This window comes from Mycobacterium sp. pW045 (assembly GCF_041287085.1).
Classification (GTDB): Bacteria; Actinomycetota; Actinomycetes; order Mycobacteriales; family Mycobacteriaceae; genus Mycobacterium; species Mycobacterium algericum_A.
Genome location: NZ_JBGGKU010000002.1, coordinates 379,112 through 391,036 on the forward strand (window position 1 = coordinate 379,112; position 11,925 = coordinate 391,036).

Consider the following 11,925-nt stretch of genomic DNA (forward strand, 5'->3'; position numbering starts at 1 on the left):
GTTACCGGGCGGATCACTTCACCGTCGGACGCGACGAAACCATTGAAGCAGGCAAGGCCGGCGGAACGGCAGCCGTTTCGACCGTGTACCGGATCATCGCCCCGACAGCTTCGGCATAGCGGTTGATCGTGGCCATCGTCGGATTCGTTCCCCCAGACTCGAAGCGCGTCACCGCACTGCGGTCGACTCCCATCGTCCGGGCGACGTCGGCCGGCTTGAGCCCGCGCCGTTGGCGCACGGCGATCAACTCACGGATCAGGTGGTTCTCCGACCGCGCGAGGTCGACGCTGAGCCGGTCAGCAACGGGCACCCCGTCTGCGACACCCATCGCCTTCACCTCCTTCCCACACGACGGTATGTTGACATATAAATCAACGTTACGCCGTCCGGGCCCGCTCGCGCCAGCCGGTTTTCGGCGAACGGGATTCGCACCAACGGATCAGTTTCCACATCGCGTCGATCATCTGACGCGTCTGCTTGCGGCCGGCGTCGCGGTCTCGGCCCCGCTTATGCCCGATCGACAACCCCAACACCAGGTCGGGTGGTTCGTCTGGCTCGCCGAAGTACAGCCGATAGTGCGCCGCGTCGCCGAGCCGGCTCGCGTGTTTCGGGGTGCGCTCCTCGACCCGCAGCTCGCCGAGCCAGGGCACGGGTCGCCCGCGGAACTCAGCCGGCTTGATCCGCTCGCCGACCGGTGCGCTGTAGTCGTAGCCGTCCGCGTCAAAAGGCAGGCCGTGTTGCTCGGAATCCGCAATCAGTGCAATCAGCTTCGCCCACGCACCGCGATCTGCCACGCGAAGGTCGTCCAAGTCAGGCTGCACAAGAGAGATGTCCCACCGGCATCCAGCCACGTTGACCCGCCCCCGCTTTGCCGCCTCGGGGATGCCCATAGGCAATGCTCCCTCCGCTGTGCTGAACCTTTCTCGCCGCCGGCCATGGGCGAACATGCCGCCAGCATCGCAGGAGGGACCGACATGGCAGATCCCTAATGGCGCGACACTCGCGCAACCCTGTCAGCCTGTCCTGCGATGGTGGCGATACGCCGCCCTCCGCGATGACACACCAAGGAAGCCATGCCAACCCTCGCCATCGACAAGGGATTCCTGACCGACCTGGCCAAACTGGACAAGCCCGTCGTCAAGCGGGTCACCGAGGTCTTCGACGAGTTCGACGCCGCCACCCACACCGGTCTGCATCTGGAAAAGATCGCCAAGGCCCGCAACCCGCGGTTCCGGTCGATCCGCATCGACCAGTCCTGGCGCGGCATCGTGCTGGCACCCGAGCGCGGCGACGTCTACACCCTGCTCAAGGTGCTCCCTCACGACGACGCCTACGCCTGGGCCGAGCGCAGCAATATCTCGGTCAACGCCGCCACCGGCGGCATCGAGATCCGCGACGAAGCCGAACTGGACCGGCACCTGCCCCAACGGGACGAATCAACACCTGCAGCGGCGGCCCCGCTGTTCGCCGAGATCAGCGACGGCACATTGACCAAACTCGGCATTGACGCGCAGGTGCTGTCGTTCGCCCGCACCGTCACCGACGCCGCCCAGCTCGATGCCGCGAAAGCGTTTCTGCCGCAAACGCAGTGGGAGGTGCTGTTCGGGCTGGCCGCCGGTTACAGCCCCGAGGAGGTCTGGTCCGAGTTGGGCGCGGCGATCCTCGACGAGCCGGTCGACACCGAGGATCTCGACGCCGCGATCCTGCGCAGCCGCGACCGGGTGGTGCTGGTCGACGGCCCGGATGAGCTGATGGACGTCTTCGCCTACCCGTTCGCCACCTGGCGAGTGTATCTGCACCCCACCCAGCGCGCCGTCGTCGACGCCGGGTACGGCGGGCCGGCCCGGGTCACCGGCGGCCCCGGCACCGGCAAAACCGTCGTCGCGCTGCACCGGGCGCACCGGCTCGCCCGGCGCGGCGACGGCAAAGTGCTGGTCACCACGTTCACCTCCACCCTTGCCGAGAGCCTGCAAGACGGCCTGGACATGCTCGTCGACGACGAAGACGCCGAACGGCGCCTGGAGGTCATCCACGTCGACAAACTGGCCCACCGGGTATTTCGTGCAGAACACGGCGCCCCCCACCTGGTGAACTCCCGCGACGAGGAAGCACTGTGGGCGGAGCTGATCGAGCGCCTCGGGCTCAGCTTCACCCCGGTGTTCCTGGCCGAGGAGTGGCGGCAGGTGGTGCTGGCGCAGCGCATCGACAGCGCCGACGCCTATCTAGCCGCCAAGCGAATCGGGCGCGGCCGTGGGCTGGGGTCCGTGCAACGCGCCCATGCCTGGCAGGCGATCACCGAATTCGAGAAGGCATTGACCGATCGAGGAGTGTGGACCCACGAGACCGTGCGTCGTGAGGCAACCCGGCTGCTGGAGTCCACAGTCGACAAGCCCTACCGGCACATCGTCATCGACGAGGCGCAGGACCTCAGCCCCGACCAGTGGCGGCTGCTGCGCGCCGCGGTGCCCGAGGCTACCGACGACATGTTCATCGCCGGCGACACCCATCAGCGCATCTACCACAACCGGGCCAGCTTCCGGGAGGTCGGCATCAACATCGCCGGCCGCTCCGCCCGTCTCAACCTGAACTACCGCACCACCGCGGATATACTCGGCTGGAGCATGGGGCTGCTGCGCGGACAGCCGATCGACGACATGGACGGCGGACTGGACTCGATCGCCGGATGCCAGTCCCACGTGCACGGGCCACCGCCACGCCTGGAAGGCGCAGCCGACATCGATGCGGAGGCCAAGCTCGTCGCCGCCACCGTCGCCGACTGGCTCGAGGCCGGAGTCGCACCCGCCGAGATCGGAATCGCGGTGCGGGCCAAATGGTTCGCCACCAAGGTCGAACACGCGCTATCCAAGGCCGGTATCGAGTCCGTGCGGCTGGCCGACGCCGCCGATTCTGACGACGACGCGGTGCGGGTGGGCATTATGCACCGGATGAAGGGCCTGGAGTTCCGCTGCGTCTGCGTTGCCGGAGTCAGCGCCAAGCAGGTGCCCGAACCCAACGCCGTCACCCCGATCGAGGACGACCAGCAGACCCACACCCAGGACCTGGAGCGGGAACGCTGCCTGCTGTTCGTCGCCTGCACCCGGGCCCGCGAGGAACTCGTCGTCACCTGGCACGGCGAGCCCAGTCCGTTTCTGGCCGCCCTGACGTCCCACTGAGATGAGGAGACACCGATGACCCGACTGTCGACGCTGCTCGACGAGATCGACTCCGGCGCGGTGCTATTGCCGGAGTTCCAACGAGGGTATGTGTGGAACCGCGACCAGGTCCGCGGCCTGATGCGCTCGCTGTACCGCGGCTACCCGGTCGGCGGGCTGCTGATGTGGGAGACCACCTCCGAGGACGTCACCGTGCGGGGGGCCGCCGGCGCCAGCGGCACCCGGCAGCTGCTGCTCGACGGCCAACAGCGGGTCACGTCCATGTACGGGGTCATCCGCGGCACGCCTCCCCCGTTCTTCGAAGGCGACCCGAACGCGTTCACCGGACTGCACTTCAACGTCGCGACCGAGACGTTCGAGTTCTACGCGCCGATGAAAATGGCCGACGACCCGACCTGGGTGAACGTCACCGAGCTGTTCCGCCGTGGCCCGTTCGAGTACCTCACCGCGTTCCCCGATGTCGAACGCGAGGTGCTCAATACCTACCTGGAGCGGCTCAACCGGATCAAGGAGATCGAGAACCGCGACTTCAACCAAGAGAAGATCACCGGCTCCGGCAAGACAGTCGATGAAGTGGTCGACATCTTCAACAAGGTCAACTCCGGCGGCACCAAACTCACCAAAGGTGATCTCGCACTGGCCAAGCTCTGCGCCGATTGGCCCGATGCACGCAAGGAGATGCGCGATGATCTAGACCGCTGGCGTAGCGCCGGCTTCAAATTCTCGCTGGACTGGCTGCTGCGCAATGCGACCGCGGTGGCAACCGGCCGAGCGCTGTTCTCCTCACTGAGCGACGTCCCTGCCACCGACTTCCAGGTCGCGTTGAAGCAATCGGTCAACCACATCGGCAGCTTTCTTGACGCGGTCTCGGGCCGGCTCGGGCTCGACCACGACCGAGTGCTGATGGGCCGCTACGCGGCGCCGGTGATCACCCGGCTTCTGCACCTCAACGGTGGAAGGTTCACGGACAGCACGCACCGAGACAAGGTGCTCTACTGGTATGTCCACTCCGCCTTGTGGGGCCGGTTCAGCGGTTCCACCGAGACCGTGCTGCAGCAGGATTACGAAACAGCGGAACGCGGCGGTGTCGACGCTCTGATCGCAACACTGGAGCGCGTGCGGGGCGGCCGACTGGTCGTCGGACCCGACGACTTCGCCGGAGCGACCCGCGGGGCGCGCTTCTACCCCCTGCTGTACCTGCTGACCCGTGTCGACGGTGCCCGCGACTTCGGCAGCGGACTGGAACTGCGCGCCGAGCAGCTGGGCAAGCTGACATCACTGCAGGTACACCACATCTTCCCCAAGGCACTACTACGCAAGCACGGCTTCGACCGCGGCGACATCAACGCGCTGGCGAACTTCTGCTTTCTCACTCAGGCCACCAACATCGCGATCGGGATGCGCGACCCCGCGGAGTACCTGCCCGAGGTCGCCGCCAAGCACCCGGGTGTCCTTGAATCGCAGTGGATTCCCACCGACCCTGAGCTGTGGCGGGTCGAGCGTTACCACGATTTTCTGGCTGCCAGGCGTGAGCTTCTGGCCGAATCCGCACAACGATTTCTCACGAGCTTGCTGAACTCCGAAAGCCCCGACGACGGTGCGGTGTTGGAGCCACTGCAGGTCGCTGACGAGACCGTCGATGACCCACGCGCCGAGCAGGTGCAGGCCGTGATCGCAGAGCTGGCCGAGCGCGGCTTCGCCACACCCACCGTCGACGCCGAGATCGCCGACCCGGTGAGCGGCGTTCAGTTGGCGGTAGCCGAGGCGTACTGGCCCGACGGATTGCAAACGGGCGTCGGCGCGCCCGTCATCCTCGAACTCGACCCCGACGACGCCGATCTGCCCCGGCTGGAAGAACTCGGCTACAAAGTGTTCACCTCAGTCGACGCCTTGCGTGGTTTCGTCGACAAGGAGAGCACCGACGCCGCCGGCGAGCAGGCCGAGGTGGTCGAATACCCGGAGACCGCCGACGACGACGTGCAACGAGCGTTCGCCAGCCGCATGACCGACTTGTACCGGCGCGGGCTTGCCGAGGCCGACTACAACGCCACTTATTTCCGCAGCATGCTCGCCGAGCTCGGCCCGCTCGCCACCGCGCACAAGTTGCTGGCGGCGCCGGCGGTATCCGACGGCTTCGCCGCATTGTGGGAACGCGGCCGGATGGACCTCACCGTGGAAGCCGTCGTGGTGGAGCCACAGTTCGCCGAACTGTTCAACGCCGATGAAATCGCGGCGGCGCGGCGACGACTGGAGCAGTTCGGGTATGTGCCCGAAGGGTGAGGTGGCTTGCCGTGGAAGCGAGGTCGAGACGAAAGCCGTCATACTAGCTTGACCTGGTCGCAGTAGTCCGAATGCCCCTGAACCACTCGAGAGACGTTGCGGTCCCTGATCTTTGGGAACTTACTGCCGAATCCTCGCAGGCCTGCAGCCGCGCTACCCGCTTGAACGACCGCGTAGAGGTGCTTCAACACCTTGTCGTTGGTGGAGTAGTAGTTGTAGACGGCATCGGTCACCGAATCATTGAGGGCGCGCCAGTCCCCCTTTGCGCCCAGTGCTGCACCGAGCAGGTGAACGGTCTGAATCTTCGGCGCTTCAGGGTCGGTGGCAAGCGTCTGCGCAGCAGTCGCCATCACTCGGGCTCCCAGGCTGTGGCCGACCAAGACATAATCTTCGGCATCCGTGCGTGCTAACAGGCCCGCCAGAGCAACTCCGGTCGAGTCGGCCCGTACCTTCGCGGTGTGCCAGGGGTTCATGGCCAGACCGGCCGCCATGAAGGCCGCCCCAGCCCCTGGAATCACCTTGGCCGCCCGCTTGCTCGCTCTGGCGGCCATTCCCTTGACAGCTGCAGCAGCGGCGGCTTGTCCGCCCCCGTAGCCCAGCAATGCCCCGAGCGCCCGAAGCTCCTTGCTTCCCCAATGCACCCGGTAGACCGGTGCGGCCGGGTAGCGCTGTCGGATGATCGGCTCCCAATCCCCCCATGAGTCACCGCCCGCGGTGAGAAAGCCGCTGGAGACGATGACCGGGGTGCCGACGCCGTCACTGAGCTTGTCGATCCGAAACGATTTGTCGGCGCCGATATAGGCGGTAGTCACCCTGGCGCCTAAGCCCCCGCCCAGCACTGCTCCAAGTCCAGCGACAACGGCAGTGCCGCCGGCCATGCCCAAGCCACCCGCGGCGAGCGAACCACCGCCCAGGAGTGCCAGTCCGTAGCTGGTGGCCGCTGCTCCGGTGTAACCGCCGATCAGGCTGCCGACGGCCCCGCCGATCGCCGGGGCCAGTGCCAACCCGCCGCTCCCGATGACCACGCCGGCAGCGGTGACAGCGCCTGCGACCCTGGAGCCGAGCGCCAAGTTCTTCTTGTCGTAGCTCAGGAACTCCCGGTAATTTTCCAGCGCGCCGAACTTACCGTTGATTTTGTCGAAGCTCGGAATCTCATGCCTGTGTTCGGCGCAGAACCTGGGAATGTGCAGGGCGCCGAAGCCTCGGGTTGCCATGTGCTCGCATCCCGGGGCGGCACAGCCAAGCGTGGGAGCACCGCATCCCACGCACAGATGTCCGGGGAGGCTGCGTGCGCCCGTGTGCAGTTCGCGGTGGTCCGTGCGCCTGAAGCATGCTGAGCACCACGCTCGGCGCATGGCCGTGCCTTCGATATCGATCAACTTCGCCATGGCAACGGCGATTTCTTCATGCGCCGCGGCCTGTTTGGCATGGCTGGCACGTTTCTCGGCATTCCGCAGTATTCGCCGCTGCTTCTCGTGCTTGCCGAAAGCCCACAGGTTATTCACCAGGGTTTGGTTACGCACCATCGCAGGATCACCGCCGACATTCGGCGGTTCTGGCTCGGCGAGGTCACCGGACAGGTTCAAGGACCGTCCCTGCGGTGACCTGATGGAACAGGAAAGGCCAGTACCCTTGCTCGAGGCGAATGCCACCCTCTGCGCCACGCGAAACTCTCCTTCGACACCAGGCAAACCGCCGTTTTCACTTGGAGGCTGCGCTCGCCGTCCAGGGCGAAGCGAAGCAAGAGTATCGCCAGCCACCGACCGATTGCCGCCTAGGACTCCACGTCGTCGCTGGCATCCGCCGCTGAACTCGTATGACCTGTCGTCGACGTCAATTAGAATCACCGGCGAGTATTCCAGAAAGGTACAACGTGGGGCGCTCCAAGGATTCATCAGATTGGGACGGCGCCGGGATATTGTTGCTGTTCCTGATCGTCCCGGCTGTGATTGGCGGGATTGCTGCTGTCATTGCGAAAATCGGCGGAATGCTCGCAGCACTCGGCTGGCTCTGGGTGCCGATTCTGTTCCTCAGCGCTGGCACGTTGACGGTCGTGCTGGTGGAAACGGGCCGACGCCGACGCCGAGCAGCATTGGAGGCAGAAGAGCAGCGCCAGCGCGACGCTGCGATCTCGGAGAGTCGAAAAGAGCAGCGACGGGTCAAGGAACGCGAGGCGGCTCGCAAGAAGGCTGAGGCCCAAGAACGGGAGATTGCCCGCAAGAAGGCTGAGGAAGAGCGACGACGAGCGATCACGCGGCAGAAGGCAGAACGCAGAAGGCAAGTCGAAGAACTCGGCGAATCCGCCGTCAAGCTCATCGAACGGGCTGAATCGGCGGCCAGCCGGGTGGTCCAAACCGAGGCCGCCTCGATGGGATGGCTCGGCGACCCACATGAGTTGGATTTCAGCCCCGATTTGCTGATGATTACCACGACTCTGAAGTCTGGGGCACAGCTACGCCAGCTGGCCGATGAGCTTAGGGCTCTGCCCGACCACAGCGACGAGGACCGTGCGCGCCTCGCCGACGCCAAGCGCGCTGCTGAGAAATTGTGGCGGCAGGCATCTGACCGCGCGAATCTTCTGCGGGAATGTGCGACACAAGCATGTCGTATCGATGAGTCGCTCCAAGAGGAACGCGAACGGGCACGGATCGCCGGGTTGCGTGATGACGTTGCCAGCCGCCTGGATGCGGCTTTGTACGGCGCTGCTGCCACACCGGAGAGCCCGCCGTCAGACAGCCCTGACAAGGTGTTCGCCCTTGTCGCGGCCTATCAGGAGATCAAAGGCACCCTTGAGCTCGACCGTCAGGGTCGATGCGATGACAAGGACGACGCAACGGATACGCCGGCCGACAACGGCTCGTCTTGGGGAGTACTCACCCCCGTCAACCGCGCGTGGCACTGGGCTTTCGGATGAGAACGGAACGCCTGCCTGTCGCCAACTGCTACCCCAGCACCTTGCCGTAGGTCTGGCGCCCCATCAGATAGGTCGCCTCGACCGCGACGTCGCGCAGGTCGGCCGGCGGGATACGCCGGGGGTTCTGCGACAGCACAACCAGATCGGCGTACTTGCCGGCCTCCAGGCTGCCGATCTCGGTGTCCAGCCGCAGCTGCCAGGCGGCATTGAGCGTCTGCGCCCGGAGCGCGGCATCGACCGCGATGCGCTGCTCGGGGGCCAGCACCCGGCCGCTGCCCTTGGCGATCCGGTTCACCGCGGTGGCGATGTTGCCGACCGGGTCGGGCGGGGTGACGGTGCCGTCGTTGTGAAACGACAGCCGCAGTCCGGCGTCCAGCGCCGAGCGGGCCGACATCCAATGCGCCCCGTGATCGGGACCGAACAGCTTGTCCACCAGCACATCTCCCCAGAAGTAGATGTGTTCGATGAACATGCTCGGGGTGACACCCAGGCGCGCGGCCCGGGCGAACTGATCGGGCCGCATGGCACCGACGTGTTCGATTCGGGGACGCAGTGCCGGGGGTACTCGCGCCTGCTCGAAGGCGTCCAGCACGACGTCGATGGCGGCGTCGCCCTGCACGTGGCAGGAAACCTGCCAGCGTTGCTCGATGAAGGCCGCCGCCAGCTGCTGGATCTGTTCGGGGGTGTAGTTCATGCCGCCGCGGTGGTCGCGGCCCAACCCCATGCTCGCCGTCGTGGCGTTGGTCAGGTACGGGAACGTGGTGAAGATGTTGCCCTGCCACGGTGATCCGTCGGCCCAGATCTTCATGCCGATCTTGTCGAACAGCACGTCGGCACCGGCCCGCTTGCCGCGCATGTTGTCGGCGTCGTCGGCAAGCTCAGGCGTGCCGATCTCGTAGGCGCGGACCCGGATCGCACAGTCGGGTTGCTGGGCGAGCTTGCCGAACACCTCGGACTGCGTACGCGCATCGTAGGAGTGCTCGGTGGCGGTCGCGATGCCCGCGCGGGCCAGCTGGGCGTAAGCCCAGCGCAGGTTGTCGCCGGCGTTGGCCATGATCGCGCCGGAGAACGGTGCGGTCAGCGCCATCAGCGCCGCCGCCTCGCGCACCTCGCCGGTCAGCTGCCCGTCGGGCCCGCGCAGGTACTGGGCGCCGGGCGGGTTGGGGGTGGTCTTGGTGATTCCGGCCGCGGCGAACGCGGCGGTGTTGCCGTAGCCGGCGTGGCCGCTGTTGGTGATGATCACCACGGGGTTCTGCGGTGCCAGCCGGTCCAGCTCGGTGCGGGTGAACGACTGCAACCCGGTCTGCAGCAGCGGGTCGACACCGTTGAGCAGGATCGGCTGGCCCTTCGGCGTGTCCGCCACGGCCTCGGTCAGCTTCTGGAACACCCCGCCGGCGGTGGAGACCGTGAACGGACGCACATCGATGGCCGGCGGGGCCAGCGTGGTACCCATTTCGAACGGATGGCCATGCGGCTCCACGAACGCCGGCAGCAACGCCCGCCCGCGCAGGTCGACGACGGTGGTCTCCGACCCCCGCAGCCGCAGCACGTCCTCGGCGCTGCCGACCATGCTGATCCGGGCGCCGGTGACCGCGAGCGCTTCGGCCTCGGGCGCGCCCGGCGTCACCGTCACCACCGGGCCGCCGATGAAGATGGTGTCGGCCCCGGGCCCCCGCGATCCGCAGCCGGCCAGCCCGCCCACCGCCGTACCGGCCGCCGCAGCCGCCATGCCGACCATGAACCGTCGCCTGCTCGTCGTCACCCTGTCCGCTCTTCCCAGTTGCAGTCGACCGCCGCCAAAGGCCTTACGCGGTTCACGCGACGAGTATGGCAGCGACCGTCACACCACTGTCGTCCAGCCACCCGGGGCCACTGGGCCCCGCTCACGTGAGAGCGTCGTGATCGCCGCGCACCCAGGCGGCATGTCGGTCGGCGGAGAACCGGATCGCTGCCGCGCCGTCGGCGTCGATGACGTTGTCCAACAGGCCGTATATCCGGTCGAACCGCAGCTCGGCCAAGGTGCCGGCCATCCGCTGCACGACGGCGGCCGACAGCGGGATCCGGTTCGGATAGCTTCGCAGGAAGGCCACGGTGCGCCGGTCGGGGTTCGGGAAGACGGTGTCGCCGACCAGCAGCACGCCACGCCCGTCGGCGCCGTCATCCCAGCAGGCCACCGCGCTGCCGGGAAAGTGGCCCCCCACCTGCACCACCGTCAGCCCCGCCACCGGCTGCAACCGGTCCGACCAGTAGTGGATCATCGGGTCGGGCCGCATCACCCATTGCGCGTCGGCGGCGTTGACGTACACCGGCACCCCACCGAGGCGGTGACTCCATTGCACCTGCGCGCCGAACATGTGCGGGTGGCTCGCGACGATCGCGGCGACCGGGCCGTGCTCGGTCACCGCGGCCACCGCGGCATCATCGAGGAAACCGGAGGGATCCCACAACACATTGCCGTCCGAGTCGCCGGCAGTGCACACCAGCTTGCCCAGCTGGCCGATGCCGAACGGCGGCGTGCTGCCGATCCCGATCAGGCCGGGCTCGAGGACGGCGACGGTGGACCGAAACCCCTCGCCGGCCAACTCGTCGAGCGTCGCCCACCGCTGACCGTCGGCCGGTACCCACTGGCGCTCGTCGGCGCAGATCGCGCAGACCTCCGGCGTGGCGTCGTGCTCGACGCCGCATGTCCTGCACAACCAGAACACGCAGCCGGCTCCGCTTTAGACCGTGAAGCCGACGGCGCGCATCATCTCGCGGCCCTCGTCGGTGATCTTGTCCGGACCCCAGGCCGGCTCCCAGACCCAGCTGAGGTCCAGCTTCTTGACCAGTCCCGCACCGACGGTCGCGTTCTCGACCTGCTCGGCGATCATGTCCTGCAGCGGACAGGCCGGCGAGGTGAGCGTCATGGTCACCACCGCGGCGGCACCTTCCTCGTCCTGCCGGATCGCCAGGTCGTAGACCAGCCCGAGGTCCATGACGTTGATGCCGATCTCGGGGTCGATGACGTCGTGCATCGACTCCTCGACCTCGGCGAGTAGCTCGTCGGGTCCGGTTTCGCTCATTGCTTCATCTCCTGGGTTGTCGCCACTGACTCATGCCAGCGTGTTTTCTTCCGTCTTGGCGAGCGCCTGCGCCAACGCGTCTTTGAACGCCATCCAGCCCAGCAGCGCGCATTTGACCCGCGCCGGGTACTTGGCCACCCCGGCGAACGCGACCCCGTCGCCGAGCACCTCTTCGTCACCCTCGACGGTCCCCCGCGACGAGATCATCTCGTGGAACGCATCGAACTTCGTCAAGGCTTCGGGCACTGTCAATCCGATCACCTCAGCGGCCAGCACCGACGTCGCCGCCTGCGAGATCGAACAGCCCTGCCCGTCGTAGGAGACGTCGGCGATCCGCTCGCCGTCATCGGAAACCGCCACCCGCAAGGTCAATTCGTCGCCGCACGTCGGGTTGACGTGGTGGACCTGCGCGCCGTAGGGCTCCCGCAGCCCGCGATGCTGCGGGTGCTTGTAGTGATCGAGGATCACTTCCTGGTAGAACTGCTCGAGGCGCACG

10 protein-coding genes are annotated in these 11,925 nt (G+C 66.7%); 3 read left to right on the forward strand and 7 right to left on the reverse strand.

All coding sequences use genetic code 11. The features are described 5' to 3' along the window. Positions 1 to 13: 13 nt before the first annotated feature. Positions 14 to 328, reverse strand: coding sequence for a helix-turn-helix domain-containing protein (locus ACAG20_RS04160; protein WP_370491740.1), 315 nt, complete (start codon positions 326 to 328; stop codon positions 14 to 16). Between the two features lie 49 nt (positions 329 to 377). Then, positions 378 to 890 carry a hypothetical protein gene (locus ACAG20_RS04165; RefSeq protein WP_370491622.1) on the reverse strand — a complete coding sequence of 171 codons (513 nt, stop codon included), beginning with the start codon at positions 888 to 890 and terminating at the stop codon, positions 378 to 380. 183 nt (positions 891 to 1,073) lie between these two features. Between ACAG20_RS04165 and ACAG20_RS04170 the strand changes: the two genes are divergently transcribed. Further along, the gene (locus ACAG20_RS04170; RefSeq protein WP_370491623.1) at positions 1,074 to 3,173 is read left to right on the forward strand and encodes a UvrD-helicase domain-containing protein; all 2,100 of its coding nucleotides are present in this window, start codon (positions 1,074 to 1,076) and stop codon (positions 3,171 to 3,173) included. Between the two features lie 15 nt (positions 3,174 to 3,188). Further along, positions 3,189 to 5,453: a DUF262 domain-containing protein gene (locus tag ACAG20_RS04175; protein WP_370491624.1), complete on the forward strand. Its 2,265-nt coding sequence runs from the start codon at positions 3,189 to 3,191 to the stop codon at positions 5,451 to 5,453. Positions 5,454 to 5,491: 38 nt separating this feature from the next. Here the strand turns inward: ACAG20_RS04175 and ACAG20_RS04180 are convergent, their stop codons facing one another. Beyond that, complete coding sequence (locus ACAG20_RS04180; RefSeq protein WP_234825599.1) at positions 5,492 to 7,105, reverse strand: DUF726 domain-containing protein; 1,614 nt, start codon at positions 7,103 to 7,105, stop codon at positions 5,492 to 5,494. Between the two features lie 221 nt (positions 7,106 to 7,326). Between ACAG20_RS04180 and ACAG20_RS04185 the strand changes: the two genes are divergently transcribed. Then, complete coding sequence (locus ACAG20_RS04185) at positions 7,327 to 8,367, forward strand: hypothetical protein (protein WP_112685092.1); 1,041 nt, start codon at positions 7,327 to 7,329, stop codon at positions 8,365 to 8,367. Positions 8,368 to 8,395: 28 nt separating this feature from the next. Here ACAG20_RS04185 and ACAG20_RS04190 read toward each other — a convergent pair whose 3' ends face one another. The 4 genes from ACAG20_RS04190 to sufU form a co-directional block, all read right to left on the reverse strand. Beyond that, positions 8,396 to 10,129 (reverse strand): amidohydrolase, encoded by a 1,734-nt coding sequence (locus ACAG20_RS04190; protein ID WP_370491625.1) that lies wholly within the window; start codon positions 10,127 to 10,129, stop codon positions 8,396 to 8,398. A gap of 121 nt (positions 10,130 to 10,250) precedes the next feature. Then, positions 10,251 to 11,072 carry an MBL fold metallo-hydrolase gene (locus ACAG20_RS04195; RefSeq protein WP_112685096.1) on the reverse strand — a complete coding sequence of 274 codons (822 nt, stop codon included), beginning with the start codon at positions 11,070 to 11,072 and terminating at the stop codon, positions 10,251 to 10,253. 15 nt (positions 11,073 to 11,087) lie between these two features. Then, on the reverse strand, positions 11,088 to 11,429 hold the full coding sequence (locus ACAG20_RS04200; RefSeq protein WP_112685098.1) for a metal-sulfur cluster assembly factor: 342 nt from the start codon (positions 11,427 to 11,429) through the stop codon (positions 11,088 to 11,090). A gap of 30 nt (positions 11,430 to 11,459) precedes the next feature. Next, positions 11,460 to 11,924, reverse strand: a complete 465-nt coding sequence (sufU, locus tag ACAG20_RS04205) for a Fe-S cluster assembly sulfur transfer protein SufU (RefSeq protein WP_112685100.1) — start codon at positions 11,922 to 11,924, stop codon at positions 11,460 to 11,462. Position 11,925 lies beyond the last annotated feature (1 nt).

What these genes read in the sequence shown, in the direction of transcription:
- ACAG20_RS04165 (WP_370491622.1), bottom strand. Translation starts at nt 890, where the DNA reads ATGGGCATCCCCGAGGCGGCAAAGCGGGGGCGGGTCAACGTGGCTGGA.
- ACAG20_RS04170 (WP_370491623.1), top strand. Translation starts at nt 1,074, where the DNA reads ATGCCAACCCTCGCCATCGACAAGGGATTCCTGACCGACCTGGCCAAA.
- ACAG20_RS04160 (WP_370491740.1), bottom strand. Translation starts at nt 328, where the DNA reads ATGGGTGTCGCAGACGGGGTGCCCGTTGCTGACCGGCTCAGCGTCGAC.
- ACAG20_RS04200 (WP_112685098.1), bottom strand. Translation starts at nt 11,429, where the DNA reads ATGAGCGAAACCGGACCCGACGAGCTACTCGCCGAGGTCGAGGAGTCG.
- ACAG20_RS04175 (WP_370491624.1), top strand. Translation starts at nt 3,189, where the DNA reads ATGACCCGACTGTCGACGCTGCTCGACGAGATCGACTCCGGCGCGGTG.